Here is a 23488-nt window from a genome sequence, read left to right as displayed (position 1 = left end):
AGCCCCTATCCCGTCGGCCGGTGGGCGGACGGGAAGGGCACGATGGATTCCGACGGCCCGGTCTCCCCGGTCCGGGCGAGGGCCGCCTGCATCAGCGCCAGCGCCTCCTGCACCAGATAACGCATCGCCGCCTCGGCGCCGGCCGCGTCGCCCGCGAGGATGGCGTCGGCGACGCGCCTGTGGTCCTCGATGCTGGCGAGGCTGACGCCCTTGTAGGAGTTGGTCTGACGGATGCTGAAGCGCAGGGCCGTCTCGATCAGCTCGCACTGCTGGGCGTAGAAGCGATTGCCCGTCGCCTTCAGCACCGCCGAGTGGAAGGCGATATCGGACTCCAGCGAGTCGTCCTCGCCCCGGCCGGCGGCGTCCATCCGCTCGATCGCCTCGGCGATGCGGGCGCTCTGGGCGGGGGTGGCGGAGAGGGCTGCAAGGCCGGCCGCGGCTGGTTCGATCCCCAGCCGGACCTCGGTGAACTCGATCAGCAGCGGCAGGGAGAAGCGCCGCTGCAGCATCCAGCGCAGCACGTCGGGGTCCTGCAGGTTCCAGAATTCCTCGGCCTGGATCCAGGTGCCCTGCCGCGGGCGGGCCCGCAGCAGGCCCTTGGCGGTCAGCATCTTGACCGCCTCGCGGACCGCCGAGCGGCTGGCCTGGTAGCGCTGCGCCAGGTCGAACTCGACGGGGAAGGGGCGGTCGGCATAGGCCCCGGTCACGATCGCAACGCCCAGGTCGTGGACGATGCCGTGGGTCCGCGTGCCGCTGTGCCTGGAGGCCGTCATAGGTTTTCCATAGCCCCCCGCATCCTGCCCGACGAGTCCTGTCCACTGTCGCGCCTGCGCCATGGGTGAAATGATTTTCATATATTGTCAGACAATTCGTTGACATTCGGGGCGGCCAAGGTTTCTTTTCTCGGGACAGCGCCGGGCACACGGCGCGTCGGGGAGAGCGAATGGACGCCAGGGCCACGCCATTATCGGGACGTCTGACCGCCGATCGCCGTACGCTGCTGCTTGCGGCGGGCGCGACCGCGCTGGCCCGCGCGGTGCCCGCCGCCGCCCAGTCCCGGCCTGCCCCCGAGCCCGGCGCCCGCGAGCGGCGCAAACTGGCCTTCGACTGGCGATTTGCGCTCGGCCATGCCTCCGATCCCGATCGGGACTTCGACTTCGGCCGCAACCAGCGGACCTACGCCAAGGCGGGGACCGAACTGGCGACTGCGGTGGCGGCGGACTTCGACGATTCGGCCTGGAGCCGGGTGCAGGTTCCGCACGACTGGGCCATCGATCTTCCCTTCACGCCCAGCCCGGCGCCGCCGCCGGACGGCGAGGAGGACCCGCGCGCGGCGCACGGCTTCAAGCCTCTGGGTCGCGAGTATCCGGACACCAGCGTCGGCTGGTATCGCCTGCCAGTCGACATCCCGGCGGAGATGGCCGGGCGGCGGCTGTCGCTGGAGTTCGACGGCGCCTTCCGCGACGTAGTGGTCTTCCTGAACGGCTTCATCGTGCACGAGCACGAGGGCGGCTATACGCCGTTTTCGGTCGACATCACCGACTTCGCCACGCCGGGGCAGATCAATCAGCTGGCCGTGCGTGTCGACGCCAGTCTCGGCGAGGGCTGGTTCTATGAAGGGGCCGGCCTGTATCGCCACGTCTGGCTGACAGCGGTCGATCCGTTGCACGTGCCGCAGTGGGGCGTCACCGTCCGGGCCCGGCCCAGCGGCGCGGGCGCGCGGGCGGAGCTGATGGTCGACGTCGCCAACGCCTCGGCGGAGCGGCGCGTCTGCGAGGTGGTCTGCACGATCAAGGCGCCCGACGGGACCGCCGTGGCGGAGGCGCGGGCGCCGCTGACCCTCGGGGCATGGGACGCGGGCAAGGCGACCCTGGCGGCGGCGTGGGACGCCGCGCCGCTGTGGTCGGTCGAGACGCCGCGGCAGCACACCCTCGTCACCGAGATCGTCGCCGACGGCCAGGTGGTCGACCGGGTCGAGACGCGGTTCGGGGTCCGCACGGCCCAGTTCGACGCGAAGCGCGGCTTCCTGCTGAACGGCCAGCCGCTGAAGCTGCTCGGCGCCTGCTGCCATCAGGACCACGCCGGGGTCGGCGCCGCCGTGCCCGACCGCCTGCAGGTCTGGCGGATCGAACAGCTGAAGGCGATGGGCTGCAACGCCTATCGCGCCTCGCACAATCCGCCGACGCCCGAATTGCTGGACGCCTGCGACCGGCTGGGCATGCTGGTGATCAACGAGACGCGGCGGATGTCTTCGGACGCCGCCGCCCTCAACGAACTGGCCATTCTGGTCCGCCGCGACCGCAACCGCCCCTCGGTGATCGCGTGGTCGATTGGCAATGAGGAACAGGCCATCCAGGGCACGGCCCGGGGCGCCGCCATCGCCCGCACCATGAAGCGACTGGTCAACCGCCTCGACCCCACCCGGCCGGTCACCGCGGCCAAGGACCAGGCGTTCGGCGAAGGCATCTCCCCGGTCGTCGACATCCTCGGCTTCAACTACCGCACGCCGCAGATGGAGCCCTATCACGCCCGGTTCCCGGACCAGCCGATCCTCGGCTCCGAGACCGGCAGCACCGTCTCTACGCGCGGCGAATACGTCCGCGACGACGCGCGCCACATCGTGCCGGCCTATGATCGCGAACACCCGTGGTGGGCCTCGACGGCCGAGGACTGGTGGACCCTCGCGGCCGAGCGGCCCTATATCGCCGGCGGCTTCATCTGGACCGGCTTCGACTATCGTGGCGAGCCGACGCCGTTCAACCGCTGGCCCAGCGTCGCCTCCTATTTCGGGGCGATGGATTCCTGCGGCTTCCCCAAGGACAATTATTGGTACTACCGCGCCTGGTGGCGGCCAGAGCCGCTGCTGCACCTGTTCCCGCACTGGAACTGGGCCGGGCGGGAAGGGGAGGCGATCGACGTCTGGGTCCATTCCAATCTGGATCGGGTCGAGCTGTTCCTGAACGGCCGCTCGCAGGGCGCCAAGGACGTCGCGCGCAACCGCCATCTGGAGTGGGCCGTGCCGTTCGCGCCCGGGGTGCTGGAAGCGCGCGGCTGGAAGGACGGACGTCTGGTCAGCCGGGTCCGGCGCGAGACCGCCGGACCGGCCGCGCGGATCGAGCTGACCGCCGACCGGGTCCGGCTGTCGGCCGATGGCGAGGACGTGGCCATGGTCACCGCCCGGGCGCTGGACGCCCGCGGCCGGCCCGCGCCGCTGGCCGACGACCGGGTCGTGTTCGAGATAGACGGACCCGCCCGCGTGATCGGGGTCGGCAACGGCAACCCTGTCAGCCATGAGCCCGACCGGGCCAGTTCACGCCAGCTGTTCAACGGCCTGGCCCAGGCCATCGTGCAGACCGATCGCCGCCCCGGCCCCATCCGTCTGACGGCGCGGGCCGAGGGGCTGCGCGCCGCAACGCTCGAGCTCGATTCCGGCGGACGGTTCCGGACCACCAGACAATGACAAACCGCGCGACACTGCGTGGACGAGGGGAGGAGACGAGGATGACGATTCACAGGAAGACCCGGACGGGCGTATCGGCCATGGCTCTGGCCGCCGGGCTGGCCTTGCCGGCGGCGGCCTGGGCCCAGGACCCGCCCACCGTCCAGGAGGAGCCGACCGAGGTCGAGGAGGTGATCATCACCGGCATCCGCGCCTCGCTGCGCGACGCCATCGAGGTCAAGCGGCGCTCGGCCCTCGTGATCGAGGCGATCTCGTCCGAGGACATCGGCCAGCTGCCGAACGTGACCATCGCCGAGGAACTGGTCCGCCTGCCCGGCATCAACGGCACCCGCGACCGCGGCAACCAGAGCCAGGCGGCGATCCGCGGCCTGGGCCCGCGTCTGGTGCTGGGCCTGGTCAACGACCGCGAGGTCGCCTCGTCCGAGCCGGACCGGAATGTGCGCTGGGAGATCTATCCGTCCGAGGTGGTCTCGGGCGTCGAGGTCTATAAATCGCAATCGGCCGACCTGATCGCCGGCGGCGTGGCCGGCACGATCAACATCCGCACGGTCAAGCCGCTGGACTATTCCGGGCCCGCGATCGCGGCCAGCGCCGGCCTCGTCTATTATGAGTCCGGCGAGAACCTGCCGGATTACGATCCGCTCGGCTATCGCGCCGCCGCCAGCTTCACCGGCCGCCTTTCCGACACGCTCGGCGTCAATCTGGGCGTCAGCCGCCAGGAACAGCGCAACGGCTTCGCGTCGTTCCAGGGCTGGGGCTTCAATGACGAGGAGACCGGCGGGCAGCCGGGCGACATCGACGGCGACGGCGATCTGGACGCCACGCCCTGGGGCGCCCAGACCGAGGTCAAGCGGCTGGCCGAGGACCGCACCGGCGTCAACGGCGCCCTGCAGTGGCGTCCGAACGCCGACTTCGAGCTGAATTTCGACGTCCTGTATTCCCAGATCGACATCGGCGAGGATCAGAACCAGGCTTGGTACGGCCGCAACGGCGCCATGGGCAACTGGGCCGGCGGATCGGCCTGGGCCTACAATGACCCCGGCGCCTCCTGGACCATCATCGACAACACCGTGGTCGCGGCCAACCTCCCGTTCGTCTCGGTCACCAACGTCGTCGCCCGCTATGAGGAGGACAAGACCCTGTTCGTCACCGGCCTGAACGGTCGTTGGACGGCGGGCGACTGGACCGTGCTGGGCGACCTGTCCTATTCGAAGGCCGAGCGCGACAACACCTGGCAGGCGGTGTTCACCGAGGTCTATCCGAACTGGCTGGCGTTCGACATGCGGGCCAGCGTGGCCCCGTCGGTCACGACCAGCTCCGATCCCGCCGATCCGACCCTTCAGGCCCTCCCGACCTGGGTGCCGGGTCAGACCGACGGCGGCCATCTGGAGGACGAACTGATGGCGGGGCGGTTCGACGCCCGGCGCTACCTGGGCGACACGGGGATGACCGAGGTCGCGTTCGGCGCCCGCGTGTCGGACCGGTCCAAGGGCTACCGCATGACGCAGTGGTTCCAGGCGCCGATCATCGCCGCCCTGCCGGCCGATCTGCTGAGCAGCTTCACGGTCGACGATTTCGAGGCTCCGCCTCTGCTGAACGGCGATTTCGACGCCCTCGCCCAGGCCGCCTATGGCGGCTTCGTCGAGCCGGCCAATGCCGAGGTGCTCGGTTCGGGTTGGGACGTCGAGGAACAGGTCGCCGAAGCCTATGTGAAGGCCGATTTCGTCAGCCAGTGGGGCGGCCTGCCCGTCACCGGCAATGTCGGCGTCCGGGTGGTCGCGACCGAGACCACCAGCAGCGGCTATGAGTCGGTCAACGGCGGTCCGCTGACCCCGGTCAGCATCGACAACGACTATGTCGAGGTCCTGCCCAGCCTGAACCTGACGGTCGAACTGGCCGAGGACCGGCAACTGCGCTTCGGCGCGGCCCGAACCATCGCCCGGCCGCCGCTGGACGAACTGCGCGCCGGCCGCACCCTGTGGAACACCGCCCCGCCGCCCACCGGCAGCGCCGGCAACCCGCTGCTCGAGCCGTTCCGCGCCACCCAGTTCGACCTGTCCTACGAATGGTATTTCGCGCCCGAGGCCCTGTTCGCCGCGGCCGTCTACTACAAGGACGTCGACAGCCACATTGGCTATTCGACCCGGCCGGTCGAGATCGACGGCGTGACCTACAATGTCACCGGCCCGTTCAATGGCGACGGCGGCGGCATCTCGGGGGCGGAGTTCACCTTCCAGACCCCGTTCAGCTTCATCCCGGGCCTGCAGGACTTCGGCATCTACACCAACCTGGCCCTGGTCAATTCCGACGTGAAGGAATTCTACCCCGCCAACGACCCGCTGGAGGGCACGGGGCTGGCGGAGCGCACCGCCACGATCGACCTGTGGTACAGCAAGGGCCGGTTCGAGAGCCGGCTGGGCTACAAATATCACAGCCCCTTCACAGTCATCGACGGCTGGGACGGCTCGGCCCTGCGCACGCTGGAGAGCGAGGGCATCCTCGACTTCAGCGCCTCCTACCAGGTGTCCGACCAGGTCGGGCTGCGCTTCCAGGCCGGCAACCTCACCGACGAGCCGGTGCGGGTCCACTACGACAACAGCCCCGACCGGCTGGCGCGCTACGACCACTATGGCCGTCGCTTCAGCTTCGACATCACCCTGCGTTACTGACCTCACCCGCGGGCGGACCAGCGCCGCCCGCGGGCCCTTGCCCGGTAGAGTTCCATGATCCGTTTCCTCACCCCGGCGCTGGCCGCCCTGACCGTCGCTGCCGCCGGGCCCGCCGCCGCCCAATCCGTCTTCTATTTTGGCGCGGACCTTTCGTATGTGAACGAGATGGAGGATTGCGGCGCGGTCTACCGGGTCAATGGCGAGGCCATGGATCCCTACCAGCTGTTCGCCGAGGCCGGCACCAACCTGGTTCGCGTGCGCATCTGGAACGACGCGGAGTGGACCGACTACTCCGACCTCGACGACGTGCGCGAGACCATTCGCCGGGCGAAGGCGGAGGGCATGGAGGTGCTGTTGGACTTCCACTATTCCGACGACTGGGCCGACGGCGACAAGCAGATCGTACCCAAGGCCTGGCGACCGATCCGGGATGACGTCCCGGCCCTGTCGCAGGCGCTGTACGACTATACCCGGGAGATCCTGTCCGCGCTCGACGCCGACGGGCTGATGCCGGACCTGGTCCAGGTCGGCAATGAGACCAATCCCGAGCTGATGGGCGAACTGTACTGGAAGGAGACCCGTCCGGGCATCAACTGGCCGCGCAACGCCGCCCTGCTGAACGCCGGCATCCGCGCCGTCCGCGACGCCGGCGCGGCCAGCTCGGTCCAGCCGCTGGTCATGCTGCACATCGCCCAGCCCGAGAATGTCGAGCCCTGGTTCGCGGCGGCCGCGGAACATGGTGTCACCGACTTCGACCTGATCGGCGTCAGCTATTATCGCAAATGGTCGACGCAGGGGCTGGAGGGGCTCGGCGCGACGATCAACCGGCTGCGGCATCGCTATGCGGCCGAGGTCATCGTCGTCGAGACCTCCTATCCGTTCACCAATGAGGGCGAGGACGCCTCGCCGAATTTGCTGGGCCCCGACACCCTGCTGCCCGAGTATCCCGCGACCGAGGACGGCCAGCACCGCTATATGGTCGATATCACCCAGACGGTGAAGTCGAATGGCGGCGTCGGCGTGGTCTACTGGGAGCCGGCCTGGGTCTCGACGCGCTGCTCGACTCGCTGGGGCGTGGGGTCGAACTGGGAGAACGCCACCTTCTTCGACTGGCGCCGCGGCAATGAACTGACGAAGGCGGCGCAGTACACCCGCCACGCCTATGTCGAGCCGCAACCGGTCACCATCGGCGTTCGCCGGGCCGCGGGAGAGACGGCCCCGCTCTGGCTCTGGGGCGATTTCCTCGGCTCCAACGAGATGGTGGTTCGGCTGACCCCGGACGCCGGTGACCCGGGCCTGTGGACGTTCGAGACCGACCTCGCGCCCGGACGGGCCATCCGTTACCAGGTCTTCGACCGGCGGCCGTTCGATCAGGGCCTGCTGCCGGGCGCCGACGGCTTCGTCCACGCGGTCGTGGGCGCGAGCGGATCATCGCTGATCCACGGTGGCCCGGCCCCTCAGGCCAGGTAGACCCGCAGGCGGGAGGCCGGCTCGACGAACAGGGACCTGGCAGTTCTTAAGGACCCAGCACCAGATCGTCCCGATGGATCGCCACGCCGGGGCCTTTCCAGCCCAGAAGGGTCTCGAACTCGCGGCTGTGCCGCCCCTGAATGCGGCGGCAGTCGACGGCGGCGTAGGCGGTCAGGCCGACGCCGAGCGGACCGGACGGGCCGACCACCCGGACGCAGTCGCCCGCGTCGAAATCGCCCTGCACCTCCGCGACACCCGAGGCCAGCAGGCTGTTGCCGCCCGCCAGGGCGATCGCCGCGCCCGCATCGACCACCAGCGCCCCGGCGGGCTCCAGACTGCCGGCGATCCACTGTTTGTAGGCGGTCATGGGCGTGGCCGGCGCGGCGATGAGGGTCGCCTTCGCCCCCTGCGCAAGGGCCGCCATCGGGGCGTGGGCCACGCCCGACAGGATCAGGGTCGAGCAGCCGGCCGAGCGGGCGATCCGCGCCGCCATCAGCTTGGTGGCCATGCCGCCCGTGCCGACGCCGGTCTGGAGATTGGGCCCCTCGGCGGCGGCCGCCGCCTCCGGGGTCAGATCGGCGAGAAACGGGATGTGGACGGCCGCCGGATCGCGGCGAGGGTCGGCGGTGTAGAGCCCATCGACGTCGGACAGCAGCACCAGTACATCGGCCCTCGCCAACTGGGCGGTGCGGGCGGCCAGCCGGTCGTTGTCGCCATAGCGGATTTCCTCGGTCGCGACGGTGTCGTTCTCATTGACCACCGGCACGACGCCGAGGGCCAGCAGGGCCTCCAGCGTGGCCCGGGCGTTGAGCCATCGCCGCCGCCGCTCGGTGTCCTCGCGGGTCAGCAGGATCTGGGCGGCAACGAGGCCGTGGCCGGCCAGGGCGGCGGTCCAGGCCTGCATCAGCATCGACTGGCCGACGGCGGCGGCGGCCTGCTTCCGGTCCAGCTGGGCGCCCGGGGGCAGGTCGAGACGGCGACGGCCCAGAGCCACGGCGCCGGACGAGACGACGATCACCGCCTTGCCCTCGGCCCTGACCCGCGCGACCTCGGCGGCCATGGCCTCCAGCCACCCGGCGTCGACGTCGCCCCGCTCGGGGTCGATCAGCAGGGACGAGCCGATCTTGATCACCACGCGGCGCGCGTTCGCCAGCGCCCGACTCGCGTCGCGAAGGTTGTCCGTGTCACTCGCGGCTTCGGGGCGCATGGCGTCACCATGGCGTCCCGCCCGGTTGCTGCCAAGGCTTCCTGCGGCGCCAGAATGCGGCCAGCCCCTGTTGCATCGCCCTCGTCGGGACGGTCAAATGCCGTCGGCCATGCCCGGCCGCTGGAACGCCGATGGTCGTGTCATCCGCCTACATCAGCACGCGTGGGACCTCGCCGGAGGTGGATTTCGCCGGCGCCCTGCTCGCCGGGGTCGCGCCGGATGGCGGGCTTTACGTTCCCCGTGAGTGGCCTGCGTTGCCGCAGCGCCCGGCCGATCCCGACGCCGCCGCCCTGGCCTCGGCGGTGCTGGCGCCGTTCATCGGCGGTGCTCTGCCGGCCGGCGCGCTGGATCGGGCCACGGCGCGGCTGTCCAATCAGTTCCCGCGGCCAGAGGCGACGCCGCTGGTCGAGGCGGCTCCCGGCCTGTTCGTGCTTGAGCTGTTCCACGGGCCCACGGCGGCCTTCAAGGACTACGCCATGCAGATGGTGGCGGTGCTGGCCGAGGCCGCCCTGTCCGTCCGCGACGAACGGCTGCTGCTGGTGACGGCGACCAGCGGCGATACGGGCGCCGCCGCCGTGCGCGCCTTCGGCGGCGTTGAGCGGATCGATCTGGTGGTGCTGCACCCGCTGGGTCGGGTGTCGCCGGTGCAGCGGTTGCAGATGACCACCACCGGCGCCGACAATGTCCTGAACCTCGCCGTCCGCGGCGATTTCGACGACTGCCAACGGCTGGTGAAGGCCCTGCTGAAGGACCCGGCACTGCGCGCCGCGCGCCGACTGAGTTCGGTGAACTCGATCAACTGGGCCCGTCTGGCCGGGCAGATTCCCTACTATGCCAGCGCCGCCCGCGCCCTCGGCGCCGAGGCTGAGAAGGCGACCTATGTCGTGCCGACCGGCAATTTCGGCGACGCCTTCGCCGGATGGGCCGGGCGGCGGATGGGTCTGCCGATGGCCGGCCTCGTCGCAGCCACGAACCGCAACGACGCGCTCGCGCGGGCTCTGGAGACCGGCGTCTATCAGCAGGCGGCGGCCCATCCGACCGCCAGCGTCAGCATGGATGTGCAGGCGCCCTCGAATTTCGAGCGGTTGGTGTTCGAGGCCTCCGGCCGGGACGCCGACCTGACGCGCGGCCTGTTCGAGGACTTCGCCCGCGACGGCCGCGTGACCCTGCCGGGCGATCTGCTGGCGGCGCTGCGGCGCGAGGTGTCGGCGGTTTCGGTCAGCGAGGCGGAGACGGCGCAGGAGATTGCCCGCACCTGGGCCGAATGCGGCCGGGTGATCTGCCCCCACACGGCCGTGGCCCTGCATGCCGCGCGGCGGCTCGACGTGTCGGCCGGCCCGGTGGTGGCGCTGTCGACCGCCCACCCGGCCAAGTTCCCGGAAGCCGTCGAGGCGGCCCTCGGCTTCGCGCCGGAGCGTCCGCCCGAGCTCGAGGGACTGGAGGGCCGCGTCGAGCGGTTCGAGACGGTGGAGCCGACGCTGGAGGCCGTGCTGGCCGCGATCGGCGCGCGCTGATCAGGCGGCCAGCGCCTCTCCCGTCCACCAGTCGAGCCGGCGCAGGAAGGGGGCGGGGTCCTTGGGCGTGACCAGGGCCGCCGGGTCGTGGAACAGTCGGTCGTGCAGCCGGGTCAGGGTGAAGCGCACGGCGGCGACAGCGCCCAGTTCGGGGAGGGCGGCCCGCTCGGCGGCGCTGAGCGGCCGGACCGCTTCATAGCCCGACTGGAAGGCCTTCAGGGCGGCCGGAAACGGCGCCCCTGTGGTGTCGAACCCCCAGGCCGACAGGGCGATGGCGAGATCGTAGGCGAGGGCGTCGACGCAGGCGAAATAGAAGTCGATCAGGCCGCTGGGCACACCGTCCTCGAACAGCAGATTGTCGGGAAAATAGTCGGCGTGGATGGGGCCGCGCGGCAGGTTTGCGGCCGGGTCCGGCGCGCCCTCGGCGACCCACGGCGCCAGCCGCTCAAGGATCCGTCGATCGCCGCCCGCGGCCCGCGTGTCGCACCGCCCGAACAACGCCCGGCGGGCGGCGGCGCCCACGGGATTGGCCCGCACCGCCGGATAGTCGGCCGCGGCCAGGTGCAGGCGGGCCAGCAGGGCCCCGCCGGCCGCCTGATCGGCCAGCGACAGCTCCGTCTTCGCGGTCCCGGGCAGCCAGTTGAGGATGGCGGCGGGCCGGCCGTTCAGTCGCCCGATCGCCTCGCCGTCGGCGTCGACGAGGGCGCGGGCGCAGGGCAGGCCGCGCTCCGCCGCATGCCGGGTCAGGCCGAGACAGAAGGGCAGGGCGGTCTCATCGGTCCGGGCCTCGAACAGGGTCAGGACGAACCGCCCCTGATCCGTGTCGAGGCGGTAGTTGGTGTTCTCCACCCCTTCGGCGATCGGCGTCAGGGCGCGCAGGGCCCCGAGGCCGAAGCGGCGAATGAAGGGTTCGGCCTCGGCCTCTTCCACGGGCGTGAACACCGCCATGTCAGGCGTCCTGAAGCGCGAAGCGGCGGGCGGCGAGCTCGGCGAGGTCGGCCAGCAGGCTTTCCGCCGTGGCCCAGCGCCCGGCGCCGCGCCCGCGGCAACGCACCGCCGATCCATCCGGGCCGATGACTTTCAAGGCGTTTCGCTCCCCGTTCAGCGCGGCGAACAGCGGATCCAGCGCGCCGGCGACCAGTCGAACCTCGGCGACGACCCGGCCGTTGTCCAGACGGCACCGACACAGCTGGCGCGCGCCCGGCGGCGGCGGCGCGTCCTGGGACAGCACGTCGCGCGGGATATCAGCCTCGTCCGGCATCACGCCGAAGGCTTCGAACGCCAGCAACCGCACCTTCGCTGCGGCGTCGAGGCCTTCGAGGTCGGAGGACGGATCCTCCTCGGCGAAGCCGGCGGCGCGCGCCTCGGCCAGGGCCTGGTCGAACGACGCACCGTCGCCGAGGCGTTCGAGCATGAAGTTGACGGTGCCATTCAGCACCGCCTCGAAGCCCGTCACCGGCCCCTCGGCGCGGGCCGCGCGCAGAGTCTCGACCATCGGCGCGCCGCCGCCGATCGAGGCCGACCACAGCAGTTTCGCCTCATGCGCGTCGGCGAGGGCCAGCAGGCCGGCGGGGTCTCGGCTGACAGCCTGTTTGTTGGCGCTGGTGACATCGACGCCGCGCTGCAGGGCGGCGCGGATCACGGCATGACCGGCCTCCGCCTCCGACAGGGCCTCCAGCAGGATGTCCGGGCTGCGGTCCAGCAGGGCGTCGGCAGTGTCCACGAGCAGCGGCGCGAGCGCCTCGGCCGGGAAGCCGGGGATGTCGCGCGCCTTGGCGGGATCGCGCACCAGCACGCCCACGACCTCGACGCGAGGGTCGCCGAGCAGGCGCGACAGCGCCCCGCCGCCGACGACGCCGCAACCGGCGACGGCGACCTTCAGCCGTCGGCGCGGGGGCACGCGGCGCGGCGGCGCGCCCTCGGCCCCGATCGCCGTGCGGTGGCCGTCGGCGTGGTTGCGCACCTCGACGCACAGCCGCCGCGACTCGGCCAGATCGAGGGCGTCCGGCTGGACCAGACCGCCGCCCAGCGCCTTGGCCTCGGCCCAGCTGGCCTGGTCGTAGCGGCGGGCCTCCGGATCGGCGTTGGGGTCGCGGTCGTAGAGGCCGTCGACGTCCTTCACCAGCTGAACGTGGTCGAGGCCGAGCTCGGCGGCGAGGAACAGGGCGGTCAGGTCCGAACCGCCGCGGCCCAGCAGCACCGCCCGGCCGTCGGGGCCGAGGGCGCCGAAGCCCGGCACCACCACGACCTCATGCCGTTCCAGGGCCCGCTCCAGCGCGGCGCGGTCGAGGGCGATGGGGCGGGCGTGTTCGCACGGCCCCTCGGCGAGGATGCCGAGCTCGCGCACCGTCAGCGTCGCGGCGTCCAGTCCGATGCGGTCGCAGGCCAGCGCCGTCAGGGCCGCCGACCGCTCCTCGCCCTGGACGACATAGGCGGGCAGCAGGGGATTGTCGTGGGCGAGGCCGAGCAGACGCGCCTCGGCCAGCAGCCGGTCGGTCTCGTCGGCGAAGGCAGAAACCACGGCGACGACCCGGCGGCCGCGCCGGACCTCGGCATAGATGTCGGAGGCGACGGCCGGCGCATCGGCGGGACCGGCCAGCACCGAACTGCCGAATTTCATCACCACCACGGGTGCGCCGGGGAGGGGGAGGACGGCGGCGGACGCGGGTTTCGGTCGGAGGAGGGCGAGGCTGGGCATGGTGGGGCTTTCGAATGAGGCTGAATGGGGAAGGGCGGAAATGAAAAACCCCGCCCGGGGGTCCGGGCGGGGTTGGGTTGGGGCGATCCTGAGTTCCGGTGCGCGCTAACCTGTCCCCGCCATGGGCGTGGTGATGGTGCCGATGGTGCCGGTCGTACCGAGGCCGCTGGCGCGCACGGCCACGCCGCCGCGCGAGGCAGTCGGGCGAACGGCGAAGAGGGCGGCGGAACGGTTCAAGGGACCGGGCTCACATTGAAGTCGAACGACAGGCTGCGGATGGAAACGCCCGGCGTCAACCCGCACGGCAAGATTATTGCCGGACAGGCCCCGAAATCGGCACTCGGGCCGACTGATCCGCCCTGAGTGCGCTCCGGACGACACGCTTTGACCCGCGCGCCTCATGCCCAGTGCATCTGGATGCGGTGCGCCGCGGCCCAGTGGATGGCGCGAAGGCCGTCGATCACGGCGTTGGCTGCGGCGCGCGTGCCCAGCGTCCCGCCCAGATCCTGGGTCACGGCTCCGGCCGACAGGACGGCGGCGACGGCCGCCTCGACCGAACCGGCCTCGTCCTCCAGCCCGAGGCTGTGACGCAGCATCAGCGCCGCCGACAGGATGGTCCCCACCGGGTTGGCCTTGTCCTGACCGGCGATGTCGGGGGCCGAGCCGTGGATCGGTTCGAACAGGCCCGGGCCGTCCGTCCCCAGCGAGGCCGAGGGCAGCAGGCCGATCGAGCCGCCCAGCACCGAGATCTCGTCCGACAGGATGTCGCCGAACATGTTCTCGGTCAGGATCACATCATATTCGCGCGGCTTGCGGATCAGATGCATGGCCATGGAGTCGACCAGGGCGTGCTCCAGCTCGATGCGGGGAAATTCCTCGGCGTGGACGCGGGTCACGACCTCGCGCCACAGCCGGCTGGTCTCCATCACATTGGCCTTGTCGACCGAGGTGACCTTGCCGCGCCGCAGCTGGGCTGTCTTGAAAGCGGCGCGGGCGATACGCTCGATCTCGGGGACGGTATAGACGCACAGGTCCGTGGCGCGGTCGGCGGTGCGGGTCTTCTCGCCGAAATAGATGCCGCCGGTCAGTTCGCGGAACACGATCAGGTCGACGCCCTCGACGATCTCCTGTTTCAGCGGCGAGCGGTGGGCCAGCACCGGCGAGACCTGCAGCGGGCGCAGATTGGCGAACAGACCCATGGCCTTGCGCAGGCCCAGCAGGCCTTCCTCCGGCCGGCGCGCGCCGCCGTCCCATTTGGGACCGCCGACGGCGCCCAGCAGCACGGCGTCGGCGGCCAGACAGGCGCTGACCGTCTCCGGCGGCAGCGGATCGCCGGTCGCGTCAATGGCCGCCCCGCCGATCAGATGCTCCCGAAAGCGGAATTTGTGGCCGAAGAAGTCGCCGACGACGGTCAGCACGGCCTGGGCCGCGTGGGTCACCTCGGGGCCGACGCCATCCCCGGGCAGGACGACGATCTCATAGGTGCGGGAAGCGGGCATCAGGCGGTTTCCAATTCGTGGGCGGCTTCGAAGGCCGCGATGTCGGGCAGGCGGGCTTGCAGCCAGCCCAGGGTGTCGACGCCGTCCAGCAGGCAGCGGCGGGCGAACCGTTCGACGGTGAAGGGGGTCGGCGCGGCGTTGCCGCGGCGGATCTCTCCGGCCTCCAGGTCGATGGTAACCGGCTGGTCGGGAAAGGCGGCGAGGTCGTCCCACGTCGCCTGATCGACCTCGATCGGCAGCAGGCCGGTCTTGAGGGCGTTGGAGGTGAAGATGTCGGCGATCGAGGTCGAGATCACCGCCCGGAAGCCATAGTCCACGAGTGCCCACGGCGCGTGTTCGCGCGACGAGCCGCAGGCGAAATTCGGGCCCGCCAGCAGGATGCGCCGCTCGGCGGGATCGATGCGGTTCAGCACCGCCTCGGGCTTGGGCGTGCCGTCGGTTTCATACCGCCAGTCGTAGAAGGCGGCCTTGCCCAGACCCTCGCGCGAGGTGGTGGTCAGGAAGCGCGCGGGGATGATCTGGTCGGTGTCGATATTGGCCTGGCTGAGCACCACGGCCTTCGATGTCAGCGCTCGAAAGGCTTCAGGCATCGACGCCCTCCTTCAGATAGACGCGCGGGTCCGTCAGCACCCCGGCGATGGCGCTGGCGGCGGCGGTGGCGGGGCTGGCGAGGATGGTGCGCGCCCCCTTGCCCTGACGGCCTTCGAAATTGCGGTTCGAGGTCGAGACCGCCAGTTGCCCGGGCGCGACGAAATCGCCGTTCATGGCGATGCACATCGAGCAGCCGGGCAGGCGCCATTCGGCTCCCGCCTCGATGAAGACCCGGTCCAGGCCCTCGGCCTCGGCGTCGCGGCGCACGGCCTCGGACCCCGGCACCACCAGCATGCGGACGCCCGGGCTGACCTTGCGGCCGCGCAGCACCTCGGCGGCGGCGCGCAGATCCGGCAGGCGGCCGTTGGTGCAGCTTCCCACGAAAACGACGTCGACCGGATGGCCGGTCGTCGCCTCCCCGGCGGCGAAGCCCATATAGGCCAGCGCCTTCTCGTCCGAGGCGTCGCGCGGCGCCGGCACCAGGGCGCCGATCGGCGAGCCGGCGTCCGGCGTGGTGCCCCAGGTCGCCATCGGCCGGATCGCCGCTCCGTCGATCTCGACCTCGGCATCGAACACCGCCCCGGGATCGCTCTTCAGTGTCAGCCAGTCGGCGGCCGCGCGCCCGAAGGCCTCGCCCGCCGGCGCGTAGCGGCAGCCCTGCAGCCAGGCGACGGTGACGGCGTCCGGGGCGATCATGCCGGCCCGGGCCCCGGCCTCAATCGACATGTTGCAGACCGTCATCCGCCCTTCCATGTCCAGCGAGCGGATGGCCTCGCCGGCGTATTCGATGACATGGCCCGAGCCGCCGCCGAAGCCGAGACGGGCGATGATGGCCAAGGCCACATCCTTGCCCGAGACGCCGGGCTGCAACCGGCCGGTCACGGTGACCCGCATGGCCTTCGGCTTGCGCTGCAGCAGGCATTGGGTCGCCAGCACATGGCCGACCTCCGAGGTACCGATGCCGAAGGCGAGAGCCCCAAAGGCGCCGTGGGTCGCCGTATGGCTGTCGCCGCAGACGACGGTCATGCCGGGCCGGGTCAGGCCCAGCTCCGGTCCCATGACGTGGACCACGCCGCGATCGTCGCTGTCCCAGCCCGCCAGCCGGATGCCGTGGCGGGCGCAGTTGGCTTCCAGCCGCTCGACCTGGGACCGCGCCGCGGGGGTGACATAGGGCCGCTCGCCGTCGGCCCCGGCGGGCAGGGTCGGGGTCGAATGGTCGAGGGTGGCGAAGGTGCGATCGGGCCGACGAACCGGCAAGCCGCGCGCCTCGATTTCGCTGAAGGCCTGCGGGCTGGTGACCTCATGCACCAGATGCAGGTCGACATAGAGGACGCCCGGGGTGTCCACCGTCTCCGGCGCGACCACGTGCCGGTTCCAGACCTTGTCGAACAGGGTCTCAGGCATGTTCGACCTCGCGCTTCGGCGCTGGGGCCGGCGTGGCGATGGGCTCCAGCCAGCCGAACCGGTCCGGCGTGCTCCCGTCGAACAGGCCGCGGAAGGCGGCGTTGACCGCCTTCGTCACTGGCCCCGGACCGGCACAGCGGGTCGGAATCCCGTCGACCGAGCGCACCGGGGTGATCTCGGCCGCCGTGCCGGTCATGAAGATCTCGTCAGCCACATACAGGGCCTCGCGCGGCAGGATCTGTTCGCGGGTCTCATAGCCGAGGCCGCGGGCCAGCTTCAGCACGCTGTCGCGGGTGATGCCCATCAGGATGGAGGCTGCGGCGGGCGGGGTGATGATCTCGCCGTCCTTGACGAGGAACAGGTTCTCGCCCGCCCCCTCGGACAGCCGGCCGTCGGTGCCCAGGGCGATGCCCTCGCCGAAGCCGCCGACCCGGGCCTCGCGGCCGATCAGATAGGAGGACAGATAGTTGCCGCCCGCCTTGGCCCCCGAGGGCACGGTGTTGGGGGCGATGCGCGACCAGCTGGCGATGCAGGCGTCTACGCCCTTCTCCAGCGCCTCCTCGCCCAGATAGGCCCCCCACGGGAAGGCGGCGATGGCGACGTCGGTGTTCATATTGTCGGGAGCGGGCGTCACCCCCATGCCGCACGGGCCGAGGAAGGCGATCGGGCGGATGTAGGCCGACCTCAATCCGGTGGCCCGAACGACGGCGCGACAGGCCTCGATCAGCTCATCCTCCGTATACGGAAGAACGAAATGATACATCCGGGCGCTGTCGAACAGCCGCCTGACATGGTCGGTCAGGCGAAAGCCGCGCGGCCCGTCCGGGGTGTCATAGACGCGGATGCCCTCGAACACCGAGGTGCCATAGTGGAGCGCGTGGCTCATCACATGGATCTTCGCGTCCGCCCAGGGCGTCAGCTCGCCATTGATCCAGATGTGTTCAGCCAGCGGCCGCATAGGCGGGCTCCTCTTGACGGGTGACGGGTCGCGCGGCCTCAATGATGGCCAGCAGTTCGTGGTCGTTGATCTCGCCGATCTCGTCGGCGCGGGCCTTGAACCCGGCGAAGGCGGCGGCCAGATGCAGCCCGGTCACCGGCTGGCCCAGGGTCTCGGCGCGCTTGGCCACGGCGTGACGGCCCGAGTGCTTGCCCAGCACGAACCAGGTGCCTTCGAAGCCGACGTCCTGCGGCCGCATGATCTCATAGGTCGACGGGTCGGCCATCATGCCGTGCTGGTGGATGCCGGCTTCGTGGGCGAAGGCGTTCAGGCCGACGATGGCCTTGTTGCGGACCACCGGCGTGTGGGTGATCTCGCTCAGCAGCCGGCTGGCGCGGACCAGATGGGTCGCGTCCACCCCGGTGTGCAGGCCATAGCGATCCGAGCGGGTGCGGATGGCCATGACCATCTCCTCGATCGAGGCGTTGCCGGCCCGCTCGCCGATGCCGTTGATCGCGCCCTCGATCTGACGCGCGCCGGCCTCGACGGCCGACAGGGAGTTGGCGACGGCCATGCCCAGGTCGTCGTGGCAGTGGGCCGAGAAGACGACCTGCGGAAACCGGGCGCGGACGCTGGCGATCAGGTTGCGGAAGAGGTCGCCGATCTCGCCCGGCGTGGAATAGCCGACGGTGTCGGGGATGTTCAGGGTGGTGGCGCCCGCCCCGGCGGCGACCTCGCACACCTCCGCCAGGAATTCCGGCTCGGTGCGGATGGCGTCCTCGGGGCTGAATTCCACGTCCTCGAACCGGGTGCGGGCATAGGCGACGGCGCGGCCGGCGGCGGCCAGCACCTCGGCCTTCGACATCTTCAGCTTGGCCGAGCGATGGATCGGGCTGGTGCCCAGGAAGATGTGGCAGCGCCGCTCCTCGGTCCCGCGCAGGGCGCGGTAGGCCGCGTCGATGTCGGCCTCGTTCGACCGCGCCAGGGAGCAGAAGACGGGGCCCTCGACCTCGCCGACCACGCGGCGGACGCCTTCCTCGTCGCCGGGCGAGGCGGCGGCGAAGCCGGCCTCGACCACGTCGACCTTCAGCGCGGCCAGCGCCTGGGCCATGCGCACCTTGTCGTCCGGCCCCATGGAGAAGCCGGGCGCCTGCTCCCCGTCGCGCAGGGTGGTGTCGAAGACGACGACCTTGTCCGGATCGGCGGCGACGGCGGTCTGGACCCGGGTCATGCCGCTACCTCGGGATGGAAGGCGGCGGCCGGGGGCGTGATGCGGGTGACGCCGAACAGCTTGTCGATCTGGCGGCCCAGTGTGTGCGGGCAGCGGCCGTCGTCGCGGCCGCGCACGGCCAGTTCGACGCGGCGTCCATGGCCCTCGTCGCTCAGCGTCATACCGTCGATGTGGAAGCCGCGGCGCTCCACGAGACCGATCAGGCGCTGGAGCGAGCCGTCGGCGCGGTCGATATGCAGGTGCAGGGTGTCAGCGGTCATGTCAGGCGCCTTCCATCATTTCGGCATTGCTCTTTCCGGGCGGGACCAGCGGCCACACGTTCTCCCGGGGATCGATGATCACGTGCGCGAGGCAGGGGCCGTCGGCGGCCAGCAGGCGGGCGATCCCGGCCGGGACCTCCTCGCGCCGGCTAATTCGGAAGGCCTCGATGCCGAACGCCTCGGCGACCCGAACGAAGTCCGGATTGTCGGACAGGTCGATCTCCGAATAGTTGCCGGCGAAGAACAGCTCCTGCCACTGGCGCACCAAGCCCAGCGAGCTGTTGTCCAGCAGCAGGATCTTCACCGCGACGCCGTAGCGGCGCAGGGTGGCAAGCTCCTGGACGTTCATCATGAAGCCGCCATCGCCGGCGATGACGACGACCGTCGCCTCCGGATCGGCCAGCTTGGCGCCGATCCCCGCCGGCAGGCCGAAGCCCATGGCCCCCAGGCCGCCCGAGGTGATGTGGGCTTCCGGCTTCGAGAAGCGGCAGTGCTGGGCGGCCCACATCTGATGCTGGCCGACGTCGCAGGCGGCGACGAAATCGTCTCCCGCCGCTTCTGACACGGCTCTCAGCAGGGCAGGGGCGAAGACGCCTTCGCCGGGCGCGTCAGCGTATCGGAAGGCGGTGCGCCGCATCCGGCTGGCGCAGTGGATCATCCACGGATCGATGGTCAGGGTCTGGCCCGCCAGATGCGCGGTCAGGGCCTCGACGCCGGGCGCCAGTTCCCCGGCGACCGGGATCCAGGTCTCGCGCAGCTTGCCGATCTCCGAGGCGTCGATGTCGAAATGGATGACGCGGGCGTGGGGGGCGAACTCGGCCAGCTTGCCGGTGGCGCGGTCGTCGAACCGGGCCCCGAAGACGATCAGCAGATCGGTCTCCTGCACCGCCTCATTGGCCGCGCGCGTGCCGTGCATGCCCAGCATGCCCTGGAAGCCGGGGGCGTCCGTGGGGATGGTTCCCAGGGCGTTCAGGGTCGCGACCGAGGGAATGCCGGTGGCCTCGGCAAAGGCGCGGACCTGGTCCGTCGCCCGGCCGATCTTCACCCCGCCGCCGACATAGATCAGCGGCCGTCGGGCCTCGCGGATCGCCTGGGCCGCCGCGGTGATGGCGTCGTGGTCGATCGGCGTGACCATGTTCGGATAGGGGAAGCCGAAGTCCTCCGTCGTCGCGGCGACCTGCACGTCCTTGGGCAGGTCGATCAGGACGGGGCCGGGGCGGCCCGAGGCGGCGATGTGGAAGGCCTCCTCGACCGCCGCCGGGATGTCGGCCGGATCGCGCACCAGGATGGAGTGTTTCACGATCGGCAGGGTGACGCCCAGGATGTCGATCTCCTGGAAGGCGTCAGTGCCCATGACGCCTTGGGCGACATTGCCGGTGATGCAGACCATGGGGATCGAGTCCATCATCGCATTGGCGATGCCGGTGATCAGATTGGTCGCCCCCGGACCGGAGGTGGCCAGGCAGACGCCGACCTTGCCGCTGCGGCGGGCGTAAGCATCGGCGGCGAAGGCGGCGGCCTGTTCGTGCCGGACCAGGATGTGGCGCAGCGCCGACCCGGCCAGGGCGTCATAGACCGGCATGATGGCGCCGCCCGGATAGCCGAACACGACCTCCACCCCCAGCCGCTCCAGGGTGGAGACGAGCAGGCGGGCTCCGCTTCGGGACGCGGCGGCGGGCTCGGGAACGCGGACGGCGGAGGCGGTCATGACTCAGGCGGCTTCCGATTTGGGGGCGTGCAGCCAGGCCATGCGTTCGCGCAGCTTCGCCCCGGTGATCTCGATGGGTTGCTCGCCGTCGGCCTTGACCCAGGCGTCGTAGCGGGGCTTGTCGGCCGCGTTCTCGGCGATCCATTCGCGGGCGAACTGACCCGACTGGATCTCGTCCAGGATGGTCTTCATGCGGGCGCGGGTTTCGTCGGTGATGACGCGCGGGCCGGACTTGACCGAGCCCCATTTCGCCGTCTCCGAGATGAACTCGTTCATCTTGGTGATGCCGCCCTCGTAGAACAGGTCCACGATCAGCTTCAGCTCGTGCATGCACTCGAAATAGGCGATCTCGGGCTGGTAGCCGGCTTCGACCAGGGTGTTGAACCCGGACATGACCAGCTCCTTGGCGCCGCCGCACAGGACGGCCTGTTCGCCAAACAGATCGGTCTCGGTCTCTTCGCGGAAGGTGGTCTCCAGCAGGCCGCCGGTCGCGCCGCCATTGCCCCGGGCGTAGCCCATGGCGCGGTCGCGGGCCTTGCCGGTGGCGTCCTTCTCGATCGCGAACAGGGAGGGGACGCCGCGTCCGCGCTGGAACTCGCGCCGGACCAGATCGCCCGGCCCCTTGGGCGCAACCAGGATGACGTCCATGTCCTCGCGCGGCGTGATCCGGCCGTAGATGATCGAGAAGCCGTGGGCGAACAGGATGGCCGCGCCCTGTTTGGCGTTGGGCTCGATGATGTCGCGATAGACCTCGGCTTGGACCATGTCCGGGGTCAGGATGGCGATGATGTCCGCGTCGCGGACGGCCTCAGCCGGCTCGGCGGTGGGGACGCCGTCGGCGGTTGCGTTGCGCCAGCCCTTGCCGCCGTGGCGGACGCCGGCGACCACGTCGTGGCCGGAGTCCTTCAGATTCTGGGCATGGGCGCGGCCCTGCGAGCCGTAGCCGATGATGGCGATGCGCTGGCCGGCGATGGCGCCGGGGCGGATATCGTCATTGGTGTAGATGGTGATGGCCATGGTTCAGGCGTCCTCTCGGGCGGGATGGGCTTCGGTCTCAGCGGGACGCTGCACCGGCGGCGGATCGGGAATGGTCACCGCGCCCTGGGCGGCGGAGGCCACCGAGGCGCGGTATTTGGCGAAGACCCCGTGCGCCGGGCGGAGGCATTGGGGCGCGAACTCCGCCCGGCGCTTCGCCAGATCGGCGTCGACGTCGATCCGGCGGTTGGCGACGTCGATGGCGATCCGGTCGCCGTCGCGAATGAGAGCGATGGGGCCGCCGGCCGCCGCCTCGGGCGACACATGGCCGGCGACGAAGCCGTAGCTGGCGCCCGAGAAGCGGCCGTCGGTGATCAGGGCGACATTGTCGACGCCGCGCCCCTTCAGGGCGGCGGTGACCTGCAGCATCTCGCGCATGCCGGGCCCACCTTTCGGCCCCTCGTAGCGGATGACGATGACGTCGCCTTCGCCGACCGAGCCGTCCTGAACCGCGTGGAAGGCGTCCTCCTCGCTGTCGAAGACGCAGGCGGGGCCTTCGAACCGGTCGACCTTGTGGCCGGTCAGCTTGATCACCGCCCCGTCGGGCGCGACGTCGCCATAGATGACCGCGTAGCTGCCGCGCTCCATCACGGGCGCGGCGAAGTCGGTGACGACCTGCTGGCCCGGCGTCTCCTCGGCCTCGGCCGCCTCGGCGAACAGGCTGCGGCCGCTGACGGTGGGGGCGTTGACGATCTTGCCCGCCGCCGCCATCCGTTGCGTTACCAGCCGCGTGCCGCCGGCCGCGAACAGATGCGAGGCCAGGAAGCGGCCGCCGGGCTTCAGGTCGCAGATCACCGGCGCGTCGACGCAGGCCTGGTGGCAGTCCTCGATGCCGAACTCGACGCCGGCCTCGGCGGCGATGGCGGTCAGGTGCATGACCGCGTTGGTCGAGCCGCCCGAGGCCGAGACCGCGGCGGCGGCGTTCCTCAGGCTGGCCCGGGTGATGTATTTGCGGGCCGTATCGCCGGCGAAGGCGCGCTCGACGATCAGCCGGCCGCAGCGTTCGCCCTCGGCGCCCTTGGCCGGATCGACGGCGGGCACGTCGTTGGCCCCCATCGGCGACAGCCCCATGACCGTCAGGGCCATGGCCATGGTGTTGGCGGTGAACTGGCCGCCGCAGGCTCCGGCCCCGGGACAGACGGCGCTTTCGACCGCCTGCAGCCCGGCGTCGTCGAGCGCGCCGGCGGCGTGGGCGCCGATGGCTTCGAAGATGTCCTGGACCGAGACCTCGCGCGCGCCGATGCGGCCGGGCAGGATCGTCCCGCCGTAATAGACCAGACCCGGGATATCCATCCGCGCCAGGGCCATGGCCGCCGCCGGAATGGTCTTGTCGCAGCCGACGATGCAGATGACGCCGTCCAGCTGGTGGCCCTCGACGGCCAGTTCGATGGAGTCGGCGACGACCTCGCGGCTGATCAGCGAGGCCTTCATTCCGGCGGTGCCCATGGAGATGCCGTCGGTGACGACGATGGTGTTGAAGTCGACCGGATAGCCGCCCGCCGCGATGACGCCCGCCCGGACGTCCTTCGCCAGCCGGTCCAGATGCATGTTGCACGGCGTTACCGACGACCAGGTGTTGACCACCGCGATCATCGGCTTGTCGAAGTCGGCGTCCTGCATGCCCGCAGCGCGCAGATAGCTGCGCGCCGCGGCCCGGCTGGGGCCGGCCGTGACGGCACGGCTGCGCGCGTTCGGGGCGCGGCCGTCCGGTCCGGGTCGTGAGGTGAAATCTTGCGTCATTGTCGAGGTCGGTTCCGGGAAAGGTCTGGACCGCGCGCAACAAAAAACCCGCTTCCTTTCGGGAG

At 70.8% G+C, this 23488-nt stretch carries 18 protein-coding genes; 4 read left to right on the top strand and 14 right to left on the bottom strand.

The window, feature by feature from the left end; translation table 11 throughout:
• Positions 1 to 5: 5 nt before the first annotated feature.
• Positions 6 to 773: a FadR/GntR family transcriptional regulator gene (locus ACK4JY_RS04495; RefSeq protein WP_409603223.1), complete on the bottom strand. Its 768-nt coding sequence runs from the start codon at positions 771 to 773 to the stop codon at positions 6 to 8.
• 170 nt (positions 774 to 943) lie between these two features.
• Between ACK4JY_RS04495 and galA the strand changes: the two genes are divergently transcribed.
• Genes galA through ACK4JY_RS04480 form a run of 3 tightly spaced genes read left to right on the top strand, consistent with a single transcriptional unit; the run spans position 944 to position 7599 of the window.
• On the top strand, positions 944 to 3460 hold the full coding sequence (gene galA, locus ACK4JY_RS04490; protein WP_409603221.1) for a beta-galactosidase GalA: 2517 nt from the start codon (positions 944 to 946) through the stop codon (positions 3458 to 3460).
• A 41-nt stretch (positions 3461 to 3501) separates the two neighbouring features.
• Positions 3502 to 6129, top strand: a complete 2628-nt coding sequence (locus ACK4JY_RS04485; protein ID WP_409603219.1) for a TonB-dependent receptor — start codon at positions 3502 to 3504, stop codon at positions 6127 to 6129.
• Positions 6130 to 6183: 54 nt separating this feature from the next.
• Positions 6184 to 7599, top strand: coding sequence for an arabinogalactan endo-beta-1,4-galactanase (locus ACK4JY_RS04480; protein WP_409603217.1), 1416 nt, complete (start codon positions 6184 to 6186; stop codon positions 7597 to 7599).
• A 46-nt stretch (positions 7600 to 7645) separates the two neighbouring features.
• On the opposite strand, the gene proB is transcribed toward ACK4JY_RS04480, so the two are convergent.
• Entirely contained in the window at positions 7646 to 8806 is a 1161-nt protein-coding gene (gene proB, locus ACK4JY_RS04475) for a glutamate 5-kinase (protein ID WP_409603216.1), read from the bottom strand.
• Positions 8807 to 8937: 131 nt separating this feature from the next.
• On the opposite strand from proB, the gene thrC reads away from it, so the two are divergent.
• Complete coding sequence (thrC, locus tag ACK4JY_RS04470; protein WP_409603214.1) at positions 8938 to 10320, top strand: threonine synthase; 1383 nt, start codon at positions 8938 to 8940, stop codon at positions 10318 to 10320.
• Here thrC and ACK4JY_RS04465 read toward each other — a convergent pair whose 3' ends face one another.
• The 12 genes from ACK4JY_RS04465 to ACK4JY_RS04410 all read right to left on the bottom strand — a co-directional run bounded on the left by ACK4JY_RS04465 (position 10321) and on the right by ACK4JY_RS04410 (position 23423).
• Positions 10321 to 11268, bottom strand: coding sequence for a homoserine kinase (locus tag ACK4JY_RS04465; RefSeq protein ID WP_409603212.1), 948 nt, complete (start codon positions 11266 to 11268; stop codon positions 10321 to 10323). It abuts the gene before it with no gap.
• Between the two features lies 1 nt (position 11269).
• A complete protein-coding gene (locus ACK4JY_RS04460; protein ID WP_409603210.1) occupies positions 11270 to 13018 on the bottom strand; it encodes a homoserine dehydrogenase in 1749 nt (582 codons plus the stop codon).
• A gap of 105 nt (positions 13019 to 13123) precedes the next feature.
• On the bottom strand, positions 13124 to 13255 hold the full coding sequence (locus tag ACK4JY_RS04455) for a hypothetical protein (protein ID WP_409603208.1): 132 nt from the start codon (positions 13253 to 13255) through the stop codon (positions 13124 to 13126).
• 161 nt (positions 13256 to 13416) lie between these two features.
• Positions 13417 to 14517 carry a 3-isopropylmalate dehydrogenase gene (gene leuB, locus ACK4JY_RS04450; RefSeq protein WP_409603206.1) on the bottom strand — a complete coding sequence of 367 codons (1101 nt, stop codon included), beginning with the start codon at positions 14515 to 14517 and terminating at the stop codon, positions 13417 to 13419.
• On the bottom strand, positions 14517 to 15107 hold the full coding sequence (gene leuD, locus ACK4JY_RS04445) for a 3-isopropylmalate dehydratase small subunit (RefSeq protein ID WP_409603204.1): 591 nt from the start codon (positions 15105 to 15107) through the stop codon (positions 14517 to 14519). Before leuD ends, leuB begins: the two co-directional genes overlap by 1 nt.
• Positions 15100 to 16512 (bottom strand): 3-isopropylmalate dehydratase large subunit, encoded by a 1413-nt coding sequence (leuC, locus tag ACK4JY_RS04440; RefSeq protein WP_409603203.1) that lies wholly within the window; start codon positions 16510 to 16512, stop codon positions 15100 to 15102. The genes leuD and leuC overlap by 8 nt, the downstream gene beginning before the upstream one ends.
• Positions 16505 to 17470 (bottom strand): branched-chain amino acid transaminase, encoded by a 966-nt coding sequence (locus ACK4JY_RS04435; RefSeq protein WP_409603201.1) that lies wholly within the window; start codon positions 17468 to 17470, stop codon positions 16505 to 16507. Before ACK4JY_RS04435 ends, leuC begins: the two co-directional genes overlap by 8 nt.
• Positions 17454 to 18680 carry a 2-isopropylmalate synthase gene (locus tag ACK4JY_RS04430; protein WP_409603199.1) on the bottom strand — a complete coding sequence of 409 codons (1227 nt, stop codon included), beginning with the start codon at positions 18678 to 18680 and terminating at the stop codon, positions 17454 to 17456. Before ACK4JY_RS04430 ends, ACK4JY_RS04435 begins: the two co-directional genes overlap by 17 nt.
• Positions 18677 to 18940 (bottom strand): ACT domain-containing protein, encoded by a 264-nt coding sequence (locus ACK4JY_RS04425; protein ID WP_409603197.1) that lies wholly within the window; start codon positions 18938 to 18940, stop codon positions 18677 to 18679. Before ACK4JY_RS04425 ends, ACK4JY_RS04430 begins: the two co-directional genes overlap by 4 nt.
• Before the next feature lies 1 nt (position 18941).
• On the bottom strand, positions 18942 to 20648 hold the full coding sequence (gene ilvG, locus ACK4JY_RS04420) for an acetolactate synthase 2 catalytic subunit (protein WP_409603195.1): 1707 nt from the start codon (positions 20646 to 20648) through the stop codon (positions 18942 to 18944).
• Between the two features lie 3 nt (positions 20649 to 20651).
• Entirely contained in the window at positions 20652 to 21665 is a 1014-nt protein-coding gene (gene ilvC, locus ACK4JY_RS04415) for a ketol-acid reductoisomerase (protein ID WP_409603193.1), read from the bottom strand.
• 3 nt (positions 21666 to 21668) lie between these two features.
• Entirely contained in the window at positions 21669 to 23423 is a 1755-nt protein-coding gene (locus ACK4JY_RS04410) for a dihydroxy-acid dehydratase (RefSeq protein WP_409603192.1), read from the bottom strand.
• Positions 23424 to 23488 lie beyond the last annotated feature (65 nt).

The organism is Brevundimonas sp., from assembly GCF_046295595.1.
Taxonomy (GTDB): domain Bacteria; phylum Pseudomonadota; class Alphaproteobacteria; order Caulobacterales; family Caulobacteraceae; genus Brevundimonas.
The sequence above is the reverse complement of the archived record's forward strand: the minus strand, read 5'-3'. Positions and strand labels throughout refer to the sequence as shown.